The organism is Metabacillus sp. KH_069, from assembly GCF_057838075.1.
The window spans coordinates 1145903-1163379 of record NZ_CM174460.1 but is presented as its reverse complement, the minus strand read 5'-3'; the positions used below and the strand labels follow the sequence as shown (position 1 = coordinate 1163379).

Below are 17477 nucleotides of genomic sequence, written 5' to 3'. Positions count from 1 at the left end.
TAAGATAACGAGCGGGTTTTCCATATGGATCACTTTTTTGTTTATTTTCTTTTTTTCCTATAAAATGACTTGAGAGAATTAATTTTGAAAGATTAATACAGCGGGGGAACTCAGTGTGAATGAACCGACGATCTTGATAATAGACGATGAAGAACCGATGAGGTCATTGATTAAGACCTTTTTATTTAAAGATGGCTACGCCGTACTGGAAGCTTCTAATGGGCTGGAAGCTCTCGAACTGATTTCAAAGAAAGAACCTGATCTTATCCTAGCAGATGTGATGATGCCCTTTATGGATGGATTTGCTTTTGCGGAAGAATTAAAGAAGTCTTATCACATTCCGCTTATTTTTTTATCTGCAAAAGGAGAGGAATGGGATAAAATTCATGGCCTTAAGCTTGGCGGAGACGATTACATTGTCAAGCCATTCCATCCGGGAGAGCTTCTGGCGCGAATTGAATCCGTTTTAAGAAGAGCCAATTATCAAACCAGGCAAAGCACAGAACTATCAATCGGCCCGCTCGTTCTGGATTCCATGGCGTACCGTGCATACATAAATGGTAAGCCGCTTTCCTTAACCCTTAAAGAATTTGACATGCTGTCCCTCCTTGCTAAAAATAAAGGAACCGTTTTTTCACGCGATCAGCTGCTTCAGGCTGTATGGGGAGACGATTACAAAGGCACCGGCAGAACAGTCGATACCCATATCAAAACCCTGCGGCTGAAATTAAAGGAAGAGGCACAACTGATTCAGACTGTGTGGAGTGTGGGGTATAAGTTTGAAGTGGAGAATTGAGCAGCAGAAAAAAGCAAACTACCGATTGATATAACGGAAAAAACTCCTACTTCAGTTTTTTGGGTATCATAGTGGGCGGTTGAATACTCGGATCTCGCTTACTAAAAGTTGGGGAATCCTTGGAGGCGACTGATTCTTATATACGGTTCTCCTCACCTGTTTAATCAAAGGATTTCTATGCAATGCAAAGGTAGAAAACAAAAAAGGTGATACAGATACTTGTATCACCATTAAAAAAAGTGCACGAACCCTTATGTTATAAGAGATTTATCATGTCTTTCCTAAAACAGCCATTAGATAATACGTGCTGTGACAATGCCTTCAATCAATCATTGTATAGGCATATTACCCACCACTTCTGTTCACATATCTGAGATGTTTAAATCATAGCTTGAGATGGATGAGGTAATCTTTCCAACCATGCCAGGAACGGTTCGATGAAATTTATTTGTTAATCCACCAATTGCTGCGCTTCTATATAAAGCGATTGAATGAATTTTTTCATGTTGATTCGGCTTTGATTGGTGCTTCGTTCACTTTTATCTTCAAGCTCCAACATTTTCTTTCGGACTTCCGAGAAATCGAAAAATGTTGATGAATACGCTTCGAATTTTGGATTCGTGTAATCTGTTAATCCTAAAGAGGCAATATAGTTGAGCGCCTGGTAAATAGCTCTGCGAACCCGTTGTTCGGAGGCTTTCATTTCTTTTTGTACTTCCGCCTCGGCAGCATGTTCTCCAAACTTTATTTGGGCATTCTCATAAAATATTTCCTTTAGAGGCGGAAAGATGTAGGAGGATCCGTTCTTTTGTTTTTCATCCTGCAGGAATTCTAAAATTTTCATCAAGTCTTCACTGCCGCTTTCTCCGATCATCCCTAAATCCGAAATCAATGAACGGCCTGCTTCGATTATATTTTTTGTATGAGGAGAGCTGGATGGCGGCGACTGATGACCTGTAAATAATGTTAACGATTCTTGTATGCCCCGAATTGATTTTTCCAAAATCACCCGCTCGTTTACCTTTTTTAACACTCCTGCTATTTCAAGGCGGTTTAACGGCTTTGTGATGTAGTATTCTGCTCCTAAACTATATGCTTCCCCTATGAGCTCCTTTGCCTCCATTTGAGAAATCATCACGAATTTTCCCTGGAATTCTGAAGAAAGAACTCGAATTGTTTCAATTCCGTCCCTCTTTGGCATCAGTAAATCCATAAGCACCACGTCTACTTTTTTGAGCGCAAGCTTCCCATTGTCCACCAATGATCCGTCCTCTGCTTCACCCACCACTTTGCCTAAATCCTCATCCTCAATCATGTCTGTTAGCATCGCTCTAATAGCTGGATCATCGTCTATAATGAAGTAATTCATTTGACCTGTCCTTTCTGTATCATCGCATCAATCGGAAGCCCGATGATAAATATGGTTTCTTTATGTCTATCTATTAGCTTAATATGTCCGCCAAGCTTGTCAACGGTTTGTTTCACATACGAAAGTCCAATGCCTGTAGAAGGATTGCCGCAGGCATCATACTTCGTTGTAAACCCCTCTTTAAAAATGACTTCTTTCAGCTTTTGCTCAATGCCTGGTCCATTATCACAGACCTGAAATTCTACCATCCGGTCCCTTCGAATGACATACAACGATACATGTCCCTCTTGTTCAATGGCTTCTAACGCATTTCCGATCAAGTTATTTATCAATGATAACACCATGTTTACTTGATATGGCGGATGTTCTCCTTCCACATGCAGAGAAAACGAAACTTGTTTATTCAATAACTCCGCATACCTTCTATTGGAAACAAACATAATGTTACTCAGCTGCTCAATGCTCATGTAGTCCTCTAGCTTTTCAGAGGTCATCAACTTTGATAATCCAGCATAAATTCGCTGATTATCTTTTTTCATTTCATGCACGAGACCTGCAATTTGCAATGCTGTTTGAGCCTCATGACCATGGGAATCTCCCGATTTCAACCTGCGATAAAAATCATAACATTTATGGGTGATTTCTTCTGCATTTTGCATCGTTTTCTTAAGCTGAACAGATTCCTCATACAAATTCGAAATGAACAGCAGCATTTGCTCGTTTTGTCTGCGCTGCTCTTCCTCTGCTAATTTTGCTTCTCTCAGTTTAATAATGTTAAAAAAACCAAGTACAAAAAAACTTCGGATAAACGCGATAAAGATAATCTGTTTGATTGCGTGAAATGAAATGATCTGATCCGCTAACGAGGATCGAATCGCCATTTCCGACAAGCTTGCACAAAATTCAATGACCACGCCTAGTAATCCAATCATAAACGGCTTGTTATGCTGCTCATTCAGCTTTGTAATATGAAAAATGAAAGCGTACATGGCGTAATAAAGCAATACCGGAAGATGACGGTAGATTGCCTCTTCAACCGGTATGTCACTGATAATGACCGCCAGCAAAAACCGAAACACAAACACACTCGTCCCAGTCAAAACCCCTGCAATATAGGGGTGAATGCCCCTGTTCCATAACAAAAACAAGAAAAATGCCGGTGTCCCCAGGCTGACGCGGAATGCATCATTGAACGGATAGAATTTAAACTCTCCAGCGAGCGGTACGGCAATCATCATCAATAAAACGGCTAAAATTCGTTCCTTCAGTTCGGACACCTCCATACCAAATAATGTACAAACATTACACATTGTACTCAAACCTTTGGAAAGTTGAAACAGTTATGAGAAAGTTTTTTTATTTTTTTATAAGTATTTGTAGGTTTTCGTATGATTCAGTAGGTTATTGTAGGTAACCGCTTACACTCATATTGGTAATAGACTTGAAGGGGTGGATGGGATGAAAAAACTAAAACTTGGCTTAGCTTGGCAGATTGTAATTGGTCTCATTTTAGGAATCGCGGTTGGAGCTGCCTTTTATGGAAATCCAAATATTGAAGGATTCCTCCAGCCGATTGGAGATATTTTTATTCGCTTAATTAAAATGATTGTCGTGCCGATTGTCGTCGCAACATTAATTGTCGGTGTTGCCGGCGTGGGTGATATAAAAAAGCTTGGAAAACTTGGCGGCAAAACAATTCTATACTTTGAAGTCATCACAACCATTGCGATTATCGTCGGGTTGCTGGCTGCAAACATTGTACAGCCTGGTGCAGGCATTCAAATGGATGAGTTAGGTACGACCAGCATCGATCAATATGTCGATTCAGCTGACGAACAAAATAGTCATGGAATTGCCGATACTTTCGTTAACATCGTACCTACGAACATATTTGAGTCCTTAATGAAGGGCGATATGCTTGCGATTATTTTCTTTTCAGTATTGTTTGGTCTTGGGGTAGCATCACTCGGTGAAAGAGGGAAGCCCGTTTTGACCTTCTTTGAGGGTGTTGCCGAGTCCATGTTTTGGGTGACAAACCAAGTAATGAAGTTTGCACCGTTTGGGGTATTTGCCTTAATCGGAGTCACGGTTTCAAAATTTGGACTTGCGTCCCTTATTCCGCTTGGCAAGCTTGTAATAGTGGTATACGGTGCCATGATCTTCTTCGTATTGATTGTACTAGGATTAATTGCAAGATGGTGCGGCACCCATATCTTTACGATCATGAAAATCTTGAAAGATGAAATGGTACTCGCTTTTTCTACCGCAAGTTCAGAGGCTGTGCTGCCAAAACTAATGGAAAAAATGGAGCGCTTCGGTTGTCCAAAAGCTATAACGTCTTTTGTCATTCCGACAGGGTATTCTTTTAATCTGGACGGCTCGACGATTTATCAAGCGATTGGAGCTTTATTTATCGCACAAATGTATGGAATTGACATGTCTATTCCAGAACAGCTGACCCTTGTGTTAGTTCTGATGGTAACTTCAAAGGGAATGGCTGGCGTACCTGGTGCCTCATTTGTCGTGCTCTTGGCTACGCTCGGCGCAATGGGACTGCCGATGGAAGGATTAGCTTTTATCGCAGGTGTGGATCGTGTATTAGATATGGCACGAACAGTGGTCAATGTGATAGGAAACTCTCTTGCGACCATTGTCATGTCTAAATGGGAAGGTCAATTCAATGAACAAAAAGCACAAGATTATATCAAATCACTTGAAGCCAGTAATCAAACAAATGCAGCATAATCTTTCTTAACATCATAAGTGAGCAAGATATAGATGGGGGAGTTCAACTTGAAAAACGAACATGTACGAAAAGAAAAAGATTTTTTGGGTGAAAGAGAATTGCCTATTAATGCCTATTACGGTGTGCAAACATTAAGGGCTGTGGAAAACTTTCCGATTACAGGCTATCGCATTCACGAGGATTTAATTCGAGCATTGGCAATCGTCAAAAAAGCGGCTGCGCTAGCGAATATGGATGTGAAACGTTTATATAAAGGCCTTGGAGATGCGATTGTTCAGGCAGCAGACGAAATCATTGAAGGAAAATGGCATGACCAGTTTATCGTAGATCCGATCCAAGGCGGTGCCGGTACATCCATGAATATGAATGCAAACGAAGTTATTACGAACCGTGCACTTGAGCTGCTCAGCAAAGAAAAAGGGGCATATGTTGAGTTGAGCCCAAACAGCCATGTCAATATGTCACAATCAACGAATGATGTGTTTCCAACCGCAATTCATATTGCAACACTTAATTTAGTTGGAAAGTTATTAGACACAATGCAATATATGCGGGAAGTGTTTAAAAAAAAGGCGAAGCAATTCGATCATGTCATTAAAATGGGCCGTACACACCTCCAAGACGCGGTACCGATCCGACTTGGCCAAGAGTTTGAAGCTTACAGCCGTGTATTAGAGCGCGATATCAAACGCATTCAACAATCACGCCAGCATCTGTATGAAGTAAATATGGGGGCAACAGCCGTTGGTACAGGATTAAATGCAGACCCTCGCTATATCAAAAATGTGGTCAAGCATTTAGCGGACATCAGCGGTCTTCCTCTCGTAGGTGCCGAGCATCTTGTTGATGCAACACAAAATACGGATGCCTACACAGAAGTCTCTGCCGCCCTAAAAGTATGTATGATGAACATGTCGAAAATTGCCAACGACCTGCGTTTAATGGCATCAGGCCCTCGTGCGGGATTTGGGGAGATATTCTTGCCGGCTCGACAGCCAGGCTCATCGATTATGCCGGGAAAAGTAAATCCGGTTATGCCGGAAATGATTAACCAAGTTGCATTCCAGGTAATTGGCAACGACCATACAATCTGTTTGGCTTCTGAAGCAGGTCAGCTTGAACTAAACGTGATGGAACCTGTGCTTGTATTCAACTTACTCCAATCAATCAGTATAATGAACAATGCATTTCGTTCATTCACCGATTTTTGCCTTGCAGGCATTGAAGCAAACGAAGACCGGTTAAAAGAATATGTAGAAAAAAGCGCAGGAATTATTACAGCTGTAAATCCGCATATTGGATACGAAGTGGCAGCACGCATCGCACGAGAAGCCATTTTAAATGGAAAATCTGTACGCGAGCTATGCCTTCAATATGATGTATTAACAGCAGAAGAGCTTGATCTCATTTTAAATCCTTACGAGATGACAAACCCGGGAATTGCAGGTGCTGCCCTTTTTGAAAGAGAGTAACCCGCTGTTTAAATCCGCATAAATCATTGGACATGGATTAAAACATCTATGTCAATGATTTCGTATTAGCGGATGCCAATCTCCCTTGAGGGTTCTTGTTAGTGCTTTTATGAAAACTTTTATGAGCTAATACAAGAAGTAAGAACAGAAAAGCCTAAATGCGATAAAAAACAATTATGATCATACAAAATTAAGAGGGATATAGAAGGCTGAAGAAATACCCTTTCTTCAGCCTTCCCCCCTTTTTAACCAATATGCGAGAGGAGAAACAAAAAGATGAACAGTCTACGTGAAAAAGCGCTGCAGATGCATAAAGAAAATAAAGGAAAACTTGGTGTTCATTCGAAAGTTCCGGTGCGTGATGCCTATGATTTAAGTCTTGCTTACTCCCCTGGCGTTGCAGAACCGTGCATGGAGATACATCATGATGAATCAAAAGTATATGACTATACCATGAAAGGCAATCTTGTGGCGGTCGTATCAGACGGCACCGCTGTGCTTGGGTTAGGAAACATCGGACCGCGTGCTGCAATGCCTGTAATGGAAGGAAAAGCCCTTCTATTTAAATCATTTGCCGATGTTGATGCCTTCCCTCTTTGCCTCAATACGACTGATCCTAAAAAAATAGTGGAATTAGTTAAATTGATAGAGCCTACCTTTGGAGGCGTTAACTTGGAGGATATTGCAGCACCGCAATGCTTTGAGATTGAAGAACAATTACGAAAAGCTTGCAACATCCCTATATTTCATGACGACCAGCATGGAACAGCGATTGTAACAGCAGCTGGGTTGATTAACGCCCTTAAGCTTGTAGGTAAGAAGTTGGAAGAAATTTGTGTTGTTGTCAATGGAGCAGGTGCAGCCGGTGTAGCGATTGTGAAGCTTTTACTGCAAATGGGTGTAAAAGATGTGATTTTATGTGACACAAAAGGAATTATCTATAAAGGTCGCCCTCTCGGCATGAATCCTTTTAAAGAAGAAATGGCACTTATCACGAATTTAGAGCAGAAACAAGGAACATTAATAGATGCGATGGCTGGATCCGATGTCTTTGTAGGTGTATCGGCTGCCGGTGCTATCAATGAAGAAATGGTTCAGTCCATGAATCATGATCCAATCATTTTTGCTCTCGCTAATCCAATCCCGGAAATTATGCCTCAAGAAGCAAAAGATTTGGGTGCTAAAGTAGTCGGTACAGGTCGGTCCGACTTTCCGAACCAGGTCAACAATGTTCTTGCCTTCCCTGGTATTTTCCGCGGTGCGCTGGACGTAAACGCAACAGAAATCAATGAAAAAATGAAGTTAGCAGCAGTTTACGCTATTGCCGAACTCATTCCAGATCAAGAGCTTCATTCAGACTATGTCATTCCAGATCCATTTGATCGCAGAGTTGCGGCTCACGTTGCAGCAGCTGTAGCACAGGCGGCAATAGACAGTGGAGTGGCTCAAACAACCATCAACCCAGAAGACATTAAAAAACACTTATTATCCCTAAATGAATAATACACTCTTATTATATTTAAACGGAAATTAGATAACTTGCAGTATATTATATTGAAAGAACAAATATTAAAATAACAAAAAACGGGTACTAAATTGCTGTGCACTTTAGTACCCGTTTTCTTCTGCATTTTTCTTCTTTCTGCCTTTATTAACCTAAATCCACATTATGATAAACCTGCTGAACATCTTCTAAATCTTCCAGCGCATCAATCATTTTTTCGAATTGTGCCTGTGCATCTTCAGGAAGCTCCATGTCATTTTGTGCAAGCATTGTCAGCTCTGCAACTGAAAATTCAGTAATGCCGGCATCTTTAAATGCTTTTTGTACGGCATGGAACTGATCAGGTTCTGCGTAAACAATGACTGAATCCTCTTCTTCCATAATATCGCGCACATCAAGGTCTGCTTCCATTAACAGCTCAAGGACGTCATCTGCTGTTTTGCCTTCGATGCCGATAACAGCTGTTGCATCAAACATATAGGCAACAGATCCGTTCACTCCCATGTTGCCGCCGTTTTTGCCGAATGCTGCACGAACGTCGGATGCTGTACGGTTTACGTTGTTCGTTAAGGCATCCACGATGACCATTGATCCATTTGGTCCAAATCCTTCGTAACGAAGTTCATCATAGCTTTCTTCTGAACCGCCTTTTGCTTTTTCGATCGCGCGGTCGATAATCGCTTTTGGAACGCTGTATGTTTTTGCACGCTCAAGGACTACTTTCAAAGCCTGATTTGATTCTGGATCCGGCTCGCCCTGCTTTGCTGCTACATAAATCTCACGTCCGAACTTGGCATAAATACGGCTTGTGTTTGCATCTTTTGACGCTTTTTTCTCTTTAATATTATTCCACTTGCGACCCATATTCTTTCACTCTCTTTCCATTCATATAAAAGGCAGTTTCAGGTGCCTATAAAAAGTTGGCTGCACGTTTAAAAACTAGTTATTTACTTCATTCAATCTATTATATCAAATTCACCCGATTTTTCACGAGTTACTTACCGAAAAAAGAAGTGCCGCAGCTCTTGGAAAGAATCTGCCAAAACATTCTCTTGTTTACCCAGTTAATAGAGCGGGTATTTCTAACCTATGGAGGCGATACAAATGAAACCAAAATTCAAAGTATTCCACGATGACGAACAATTAAGCAAATCGATTGATACGCTAAGACATGATGGAATCAGAGATGACGACATCTATATTCTGTCACATGACAATGACCATGTGAGACGTGACCGCAAAGAAACAGATGCCAACAAAATTGGCGTAGGCGTAACCGGAGTCGGAACTGCCATAAAAAATGTGTTCCGAAGCAAAGGCGATAAACTCCGCGTGAAAATGGAAGAAATCGGCTTTGATAAAGAAATGGCTGAAAAGCTTGAAGAAGAATTGGATAAAGGAAAAACGCTTCTCGTTGTAAGGAATCAGGATGAAGTGACGTTTTGATTTTATTTATTAATAAGTTGAACGATTTTAAAGTGCTCTAGCAAAAAATTTGCTAGAGCATTTTTGTTTTTTTTAAGAGTGTTTTAGCCAATGATTTATATTTTTATTCTGTAATCAAATGTTCATAAACACATAATATCCCCTTTACTTTAGCTTAATAACAATTTTGTAAAGTGAAGTAGTCACAACACTAAGGGAGGAAATGATGAAGAAACCACTTTTTCAATCTCAGAAAAAAGGAATAATAAGGATTTCTCAAATAACTTTCACAGCAGTATTGTTACTTTCAACTCCATCTCTTATCGATACTTACAATCCACAAACGAAAACTGTGAAAGCAGAAACTCAATCCCCATTTACAAAGTATGAAACAAAAGAATCACAAAAATTACAGGACGGCGCAACATTTTCTAAACTTGTTTACGGAAAAGCAAATCAGGAAGATGCTTTTATGGTAGATGTGGATTTTCTTACTTCAAATAATGAAGCAAAAAAACTAAAAGAAAAGTTGGCTTCAGAAGGCTATGATTCATTTATTCATACAATCAATGAAAGAGCACAAGACGATCAGAAACGAGAACCGCTTGGATATCTAGTGAGAATCGGCCCATACCAAGCAGAGTCTCAAGCAAAGATATTAAAAGAGGAACTGGCAACAAAAGGTTACAGCGATTCTAAGGTTGTTTTTACTGGAGAAGACGGAGATGAAACCACAGGACCATGGGTTGTTCGTGTTCTTGAGATAAACCCAAAAACGTTTAAAGGCCATATATCGCCTGTTTTAGCGAATGACCAAGTTCCTGGTAAAGAAAAACTGACTAGTATGTCAAAGAGGCTTAATGCAATAGGCGGCATTAACGGTGGATATTTTGTAATGGGCCCTAAAGATGGAACTGAAGGTGACCTTGCAGGTATTTCTATGGTAGATGGAAAGCTGATCAGCGAAGCTGTAAATGGCAGAACAAGCCTCATTTTAAACGAGAAAAATCAAGGATCTGTCTCTGGGGTTCATACAAAACTCAGTATACAAACATCTAAAGGTGACAGAAAGGTAATAGATGGCCTAAACCGGGTCCCTGGACTTATTCGGGGATGCGGCGGTGCAGGTGATAAAGAGACTAATCAAGCAAAACACGACTATACGTGTACAGATTCAAGCGAATTAATCCAGTATTCTTCACACTTTGGAACAAATACTCCTTCTGGAAACGGTGCTGAAGCCGTCATTAACAGCAAAGGGATCGTGACAGAAATCAGAGATGTACGCGGAGGCAAAATTCCTGAAGGAAGTACCGTTTTATCAGGAACGGCGGAAAATGCACAGTGGATTCAAGCTCATCTGCAAGATGGAGAAAAAGTGAAGATCGAGAAAAAGATGGTTACAGAAGAAGGCTCCATTCCTTCAAGAGAAGGAATTGGAATCATCAATGGCGGGCCAAGGCTCTTACAAGATAAAAAGATAGACATTCCTGCAACTGCAGAAGGATTTCATCAGCCCGATAACCCAGAGTTCTTTTATCAGTTCGGAGAGAGACGACATCCCCGAACCGCTGCTGGAATTAAAGCGGATGGTACGATTCTTTTAGTAGCCATTGATGGAAGAAAACCAGGTTATAGTGTTGGAGCAAACTTTAAAGAAAGTGCACAACTTCTAAAATCTTTAGGTGCGGTAAACGCCCTGAATCTTGACGGCGGCGGCTCCACAGCCATGACAATTAATCAGAAGCTGGTAAGTACACCTTCTGATGCTTCTGGTGAACGTCCAGTCGGTGATGGCATCTTACTTTTACCTCGTTAACTTATAAAATATCAGACCGCTTAGGGGGATGAAATAATGAAAAAATTGTTACTTACACTATCTGCTGCATTAACGATCGTTTCAGTTACTGCGGCGTTTGCAAATCCAGACGTTCTAGAACCACGGAAAGAAGGAGAACAACTGGCGGACAAGTTCCAAAAACTCTCCCGTGATACAGCCTGGGAACAGAAAGAAAAAGTGGATTTGCAGTTTAACACTTATCATCCACAAGGAATGACGAAAATTGGTGATTTATACTATATGTCTTCTGTCGAAATCATTGAAAAACCGGTAAAATACACTCAGCCTCATGACGGCTACGACCGTACACCCGGGAAAGGTATCGGCCACCTTTTTGTTTTTAATCAACAAGGGAAGCTTTTAAAAGATATAAAGCTTGGTGAAGGAGATATGTACCACCCTGGCGGAATAGCCTTTGATGGTGAATCAATTTGGGTATCGGTTGCCGAATACGGCCAAATAGTGAATCCATTATCTATAAATTGGATCAGAAAAAACTTGAGCCCAAAGAAATGTTTAGAACGAATGACCATATCGGAGGAATCTTGCGGGATGGAAATAAAGGAAAGCTAAAAGCTGTAAGCTGGGGTTCTAGAACATTTTACGAGTTTGATCAAAAAGGGAACATCCTAAGCAAAACAAACAATCCAAGTCACTTTATTGATTATCAGGACTGTGAGAGTGCAGGTAAAGAAACAATGATTTGCAGCGGAGTTACAGAGCTGCCACAGCAAGATAGTAATACAGCTAAATATGAATTAGGCGGATTAGCGTTACTAAATATGAAAACGATGGGAACCAAACACGAACTGCCAATCATTCAGTTTTCACCTCAAGGGCACAATATAACACGCAACCCCGTATATCTTGAAAATACGGATCATGGAATGAAATTATATGCTGTTCCTGATGATGATAACTCTTCTATGCTTGTATATGAAACAAATACAAAATAAACGTTAAATTTATGAAAACACCCAAGCGCACAACGAAAAGAATATTACAGGATTAAAAAAATCCCAATTTCTCAATGTAATAAATGAGAAATTGGGATTTATATTATTCATCAATTGCGCCCCATTACACAAGAAGAAAATTTGATCTACTTTTATTTATTGACAATAACCTAATTAATTGAATGTTCTTTTACTACTTTCTTTCCGGCTTCAATTAATACTTTGTTTCTTCCTAAAAAGATTGCAAGGATTAAAATGAGTAACCCTGTTCCAATAAGCAGCCATTCAATTTTCAAGAAATCTGCGAGTGGACCGAAAATAAGCATCCCAAGCGGCATCATCGACGTCGATATCATCCCAAATACACCAAAAATTCTCCCTAGATAATTTTCATCGACTCTCTCCTGTAATAAAACCATAGTTGGCGTATTAAAAATTGGAATTGCAACTCCAAATACAGCCATACAAATTAAATAAATCCAAAAGACAGGAACAATCCCGAGAGCAAATGTACAAACTCCCATTAAAATACTTGCAAATGTCATCGTATAAACTTTGTTTTGAAAGCCTCCCCATGAAGCAATAATTCCTCCGCCCGCCATCATCCCAATTGAAAAAGCGATTTCGATGGCTGTTAACCTCCACACACCGTCGCCGAAACTGCGAGTAACTTGCAATGGAGTTAAAAATGCAGCAGGTGCCATTAAGACAAAGAAAAACGCGAAAAACAGAAAGAATTTCTTAAGGAAATCGTGATTATTTATATACGTTAATCCTTTTTTAAAATCATCGAAGTAGCTCGTAGTTTGTTTTTCGGATGCTTTCTCATGCACCGGAATATTAAAAAATGCAAGTAAAGTCAGAATCGCAATAGCTGCAGTGATGACATCGATCATAAAAATCATTTCGATGGATGCCATTGTTAACAGAGCTGCACTAACGATTGGAGACACAAACATAATAATTGCTTGAAGACTTCCGTTTGTACCATTCACTTTCGTCAGCTTATCCTTTGGAACGATTTGAGGCAAAATGGCTCCGACTGCCGGGGTTTGAATGCCTGTCCCGATTGCACGAACTGCAGCCATAACAAAGAGCAGCCAAATCGCATCATACCCCATAAAAAATACAATTGCGAGGATAAGTGTTGAAATCGCAATCAGTCCATCTGATAAAATAATCAGCATTTTCCGATTGTAGCGGTCCGCCCATACACCCGCAATGGGAGATAAAATAAAAGTAGGGATGAATCCGCAAATGATAAACAGCGTCATCATTAGACCTGATTCCGTTGTAAGTGTGATATACCACATAATCGCATATTGAACTAAAGACGAACCGAAAAGTGATATCGTCTGACTGCTTAAAAAGAGAATAATATTTTTTTTCCAATCTTTCATTAAATGTTCATTTGCTGAGTTCACCTTAATCACGACCTTCTCTATTCTTGCATATATCATTTTTCATAAAGAAAGAGCACAATAATAACTTCTTATTGCTCTCATTATCTTATCAATGTTAACTAAAAATTTCCAGATGCTAGTATTCCTTTTTTTCTTTGTAAATAACTCGATTAGCAGGGCAAGCCGTCCTCATCAAGAGAACGGCTTGTTTGTTATCCTATTCAGTTCGAAACCCTCTTAAATGGCCACCAATTCCCCTGCCCAAAACTCTTCACCATTACTGGAATAAACAGCGGCAGAATCACTAGCGCATATAAGAACAATCCTATTAATATGATTGATGCAATCTGCAGCAATGACAGCATTCCCGAAGGCATCATCGCCGCAAAGGTTCCGCCAAGAATAACCGCAGCTGAAATAATGACAGTTCCCATTTTCTTCATAGCCATCAGCATCGCTTCTCCTACTGAGAGATCGCGGTATTCGTTAAATCTATCCATAAGGAAAATACTGTAATCAACTCCAAGAGCGACTAAAATGACAAATCCAAAGAATGGCACTGCCCAGCTGATGCCGGCATACTGCAGGATGTCTACAAAGATTACTTCATTAATAGCCATAGATGTAAAATAAGCTAAGACCAAGGATCCGATAATATAGATTGGCATAATAATAGACCTGAACATGAAGATAAGAATAATTGAGATTCCGACAAGCATCAGGACAACCGTTCTGGAATAATCCTGTGCCGAAACGGTACTTAAGTCTGCATTCGTGCTGGTAATTCCGCCGACTGCGACTACTGCGTTTTCAAGTTTTGTATCTTTTACAGCTCTGTCAACTGCCTCTTTAATTTCAGGAACTTGTTCAATTGCTTCATTTGAATATGGACTAGCCTCCATGACAACATCAAGAGTCATTGTTTTGCGGTCCTCTGACATGTAGGCATCCAGCGCCTGTTCAAATTCTTTGCTCTCTAACACTTCCTGAGGCAAGTAAAAACCATTTGTATCTGATGTCTTTGATAAGCCTGAAAGGTAATCCTGAGCGGATCCAAGTCCGTCTGAAACTTGATTGAGGCCATCTGCACTCTGATTCAGACCATCTGTCAGCTCTCCTAATTGACCTCCAAGATCTCCAAATCCGTCAAGCAGCTGTTTTTGTCCGGAATTGATTCCGCTAAGTCCATCCGTAAACTTCGGCATGTTATCTATAATTTGTCCTTGACCGTCAGCGAGCTGATCCAGTCCTGATAGCTGCTGATCGATGCCTTTTATGAGTGCATCAAGACCTCCGGAAATTCCAGCCTGGCCTGCATTCGCTTCAGCAAAGCCTGTGTTCGCCTGGCCCATGCCTGCGGTCAATTGAGATAAACCGGAGTTCAGCTCTGTTAATCCTGCTGAAAGCTTAGGCAGCTCCTGCTGAGCAGCGCCCACTGTTCCCTTTATTTTTTGATACTGAGCTTCATTTTCGATACCTGCGTATTTCGATTCAATATAGGCAAAATCCTCCTGCTGGATTTGAGCCATAGCTTCATTTAAAGCCGCGAGGCCGTTTTGAACCTGTGTATATTGAGAACTCAAGGTTTTTAAATTACCTTCAATATCTTCGTACCCTTTCAAAAGTTCCTTATATCCTGCAAGCAATTCCTCACTGCCAGCTTTAGCCTGCTCCAATCCTTTCTTAATTTCTCCTGATCCTGCTGATCCCTGACGAATTCCATTTTCGATTTTTGCTAAATTCGCCTGAACTTCAGTCAGTCCAGATTGAAGCTCAGAAGTACCGGAAATTAAGCCGTTTATGCCTTCTGCTGCATCATTCAGCTCCGGCTCAGACTTAGAAAGCTCGCTGCCTGCTTCATTAAGACCTTTGCTGATCTCATCGAGTCCTTCTTTCCCATCTCCAATTCCCTCTCCAAGGCTTTCCGCCTGTTTGGCGACAAAGAAATCTTCGATTGGTTCTCCTGCTGGACGGGTAACAGAGCGAACGTTATCGACCAGGTCCACTTTTTCGAGCTCCTGGCTGATTTTCTCTGCAAGTGCCGCATATTCTGCAGAATCCATTTTTTCATCATTTTTCATGACAATCTGAGTCGGCATGGATTCTCCCGGACCAAAGCTGTCTGCGATCGCATTGAATGCTTTAATCGACTCTACATCCCCGCTGACCTCTTCAAGTGAATCAAAAGATAATTCTCCGTCATAGACTGCTAGAAATGGCACACATATCGCAGCTACTATTAAAAGCGAGAGAAAAGGACGTGCAAGCGAAAACCTTCCTAATACTGCCCAAAGCTTGCTTTCCCCATGCTCTGCTTTGCTTTTGGACGGCCAGAAAATCTTCCCGCCTAAAACCGCCATGAAAAAAGGAACAATTGTAAACAAAGCCACTAGTAAAATAGCAACCCCTACCGCAACCGCTGAAGCAGATTGATAGAGTTTAAACTGTGAAAAACCGATTGCCGCAAAGCCGATCATAACGGCAACACCGCTGAAAAACACGGTGCGTCCTGCATTTCGGTAAGTTGCCACAATAGCTTCCGGCACAGTTTCATGAGCAGATAATTCTTCTTTAAACCTGCTTAAAATTAAAATACAGTAGTCCGTTCCGATTCCAAACAGGACCGCAACTAAAAAGATTTGCGTATAATTTGAAATTGGAAAATGAAATGAATCGACTAAAAATGACACAATCGACTGCGAAGCCAAATAACTGAATCCAACTGCCAGCAGCGGAATAAGCGGGGCGACAATCGATCTGAAAACCAAGAGCAAAACGCCTAAAATAAAGACAACTGTAATGCCTTCTGTCTTTTTCAGGCCCTCTTCTGAGCTTTTCATCAAATCTTCATTAATCATCCAGTTTCCCGTATAATCGTGATCAACTTTTACATCTTCGATCGCACCGTATAAGGCTTCTCTGACCTCACTCGGCTCTCTGTCATTCCAGGCCACATTAACGGATGCCAAAATCGCTTTTCCATCCTTCGATACAAGCTGCTCTTTTAAGCTTTCTTCGTTAAAATGTGTGAGAATTTCAGTAATACCAAGTTTATCTTCCTTGTTCTCAAGCAGCCTGATCGCTTTTTCAGCTTCGGCAATTTCTGTTTTCGTCAGTTTTTTTTCACTGTAAAAAACAAGTGCCACGCTGCTTTCATCTCCGCCGCCTTCATCCTTCTGCACTTCGTCTAAAATCTCAGAGGCATATGATGAAGAATATCCTTCTGGCACATCAATCTGTCCTTTTTCCCGGACTAAATCCGCCATATTCGGGGCCGCAAACAATAACCCTGCCACAACAGCAATCCAGGCAATCAGAACCAGCCATTTGCTTTTAATAATTGTCTTCATGGTTTTCCCCCAGTTATTCTTCTTTGCTTTCGATTAAAACTTGATTGAGTTTTTCATATGTTTCTATGAATTGTTTAATTTCCATTGGATCGAACTTATTAATGAATGATTCCACAAGCTTATGAATGCGGTCTTCCGCTTTTTCATATAGTTCATTCCCTTTATCAGTCAGCGTCAAATAAACGACGCGGCGGTCATTTTCATCACGCGTCCGCTCTATCAGTCCTTTTTCAAACATTCTTGTGATAATCGCGGTTATCGCGCTTTTTTTCACATTAAACACTTCTGCCAGCTCAGAAGATGTACATGAGTTTGCCTGATTGATATATCTGAGCATATAGTGCTGGTCATTTGTCAGATCGCTTCCAATCTGCTCTTTGACCAAAGTCTCGGCGATGCTTGTAACCGAAAAAGAAACCGTTATGTACCGATCGACCAGTTCTTTTATGTTTTCTCCTGACATTTCTTCACCCCATTTCATAGATTGTTCCATTGTTTAATTGTTCACCTGTTTAACTATTAACAGATTTAACTATATGATGAAGCATTGGAAAAGTCAATATGGGGAAATTGAAGAATGAATTTTGGTCTATTATGCAAACTAATGATGGAACAT

The 17477-nt window shown here is 40.7% G+C and carries 12 protein-coding genes and 1 pseudogene; 7 read left to right on the top strand and 6 right to left on the bottom strand.

What is annotated here, in order from left to right:
- The first annotated feature begins 115 nt into the window (after window positions 1-115).
- The gene (locus AC3ISE_RS05830) at window positions 116-796 is read left to right on the top strand and encodes a response regulator transcription factor (protein WP_489223418.1); all 681 of its coding nucleotides are present in this window, start codon (window positions 116-118) and stop codon (window positions 794-796) included.
- Between the two features lie 451 nt (window positions 797-1247).
- On the opposite strand, the gene AC3ISE_RS05825 is transcribed toward AC3ISE_RS05830, so the two are convergent.
- Both AC3ISE_RS05825 and AC3ISE_RS05820 read right to left on the bottom strand, forming a co-directional pair.
- A complete protein-coding gene (locus AC3ISE_RS05825) occupies window positions 1248-2165 on the bottom strand; it encodes a response regulator (RefSeq protein WP_489223417.1) in 918 nt (305 codons plus the stop codon).
- The gene (locus AC3ISE_RS05820) at window positions 2162-3475 is read right to left on the bottom strand and encodes an ATP-binding protein (RefSeq protein WP_489223416.1); all 1314 of its coding nucleotides are present in this window, start codon (window positions 3473-3475) and stop codon (window positions 2162-2164) included. Before AC3ISE_RS05820 ends, AC3ISE_RS05825 begins: the two co-directional genes overlap by 4 nt.
- Before the next feature lie 148 nt (window positions 3476-3623).
- On the opposite strand from AC3ISE_RS05820, the gene AC3ISE_RS05815 reads away from it, so the two are divergent.
- The 3 genes from AC3ISE_RS05815 to ystJ all read left to right on the top strand — a co-directional run bounded on the left by AC3ISE_RS05815 (window position 3624) and on the right by ystJ (window position 7886).
- Window positions 3624-4910 (top strand): cation:dicarboxylate symporter family transporter, encoded by a 1287-nt coding sequence (locus tag AC3ISE_RS05815; RefSeq protein WP_489223415.1) that lies wholly within the window; start codon window positions 3624-3626, stop codon window positions 4908-4910.
- 48 nt (window positions 4911-4958) lie between these two features.
- Window positions 4959-6383, top strand: coding sequence for an aspartate ammonia-lyase (gene aspA / locus AC3ISE_RS05810; RefSeq protein WP_489223414.1), 1425 nt, complete (start codon window positions 4959-4961; stop codon window positions 6381-6383).
- 276 nt (window positions 6384-6659) lie between these two features.
- Entirely contained in the window at window positions 6660-7886 is a 1227-nt protein-coding gene (gene ystJ / locus AC3ISE_RS05805; protein WP_489223413.1) for an NADP-dependent malic enzyme, read from the top strand.
- A gap of 148 nt (window positions 7887-8034) precedes the next feature.
- Here the strand turns inward: ystJ and AC3ISE_RS05800 are convergent, their stop codons facing one another.
- Window positions 8035-8751, bottom strand: a complete 717-nt coding sequence (locus AC3ISE_RS05800) for a YebC/PmpR family DNA-binding transcriptional regulator (protein WP_133311787.1) — start codon at window positions 8749-8751, stop codon at window positions 8035-8037.
- Window positions 8752-8991: 240 nt separating this feature from the next.
- On the opposite strand from AC3ISE_RS05800, the gene AC3ISE_RS05795 reads away from it, so the two are divergent.
- From AC3ISE_RS05795 to AC3ISE_RS05785, 3 genes and pseudogenes are all read left to right on the top strand, one after another.
- Entirely contained in the window at window positions 8992-9333 is a 342-nt protein-coding gene (locus tag AC3ISE_RS05795; protein WP_133311788.1) for a YflT domain-containing protein, read from the top strand.
- A 202-nt stretch (window positions 9334-9535) separates the two neighbouring features.
- Entirely contained in the window at window positions 9536-11131 is a 1596-nt protein-coding gene (locus tag AC3ISE_RS05790) for a phosphodiester glycosidase family protein (RefSeq protein WP_489223412.1), read from the top strand.
- 36 nt (window positions 11132-11167) lie between these two features.
- A pseudogene (locus AC3ISE_RS05785) lies at window positions 11168-12108 on the top strand (DUF6454 family protein).
- Window positions 12109-12278: 170 nt separating this feature from the next.
- On the opposite strand, the gene AC3ISE_RS05780 reads toward AC3ISE_RS05785, so the two are convergent.
- The 3 genes from AC3ISE_RS05780 to AC3ISE_RS05770 form a co-directional block, all read right to left on the bottom strand.
- On the bottom strand, window positions 12279-13508 hold the full coding sequence (locus AC3ISE_RS05780) for an MFS transporter (protein WP_489224273.1): 1230 nt from the start codon (window positions 13506-13508) through the stop codon (window positions 12279-12281).
- Between the two features lie 224 nt (window positions 13509-13732).
- On the bottom strand, window positions 13733-16861 hold the full coding sequence (locus AC3ISE_RS05775) for an MMPL/RND family transporter (RefSeq protein ID WP_489223411.1): 3129 nt from the start codon (window positions 16859-16861) through the stop codon (window positions 13733-13735).
- Window positions 16862-16874: 13 nt separating this feature from the next.
- On the bottom strand, window positions 16875-17324 hold the full coding sequence (locus AC3ISE_RS05770; RefSeq protein WP_489224272.1) for a MarR family winged helix-turn-helix transcriptional regulator: 450 nt from the start codon (window positions 17322-17324) through the stop codon (window positions 16875-16877).
- Between the last annotated feature and the right edge of the window lie 153 nt (window positions 17325-17477).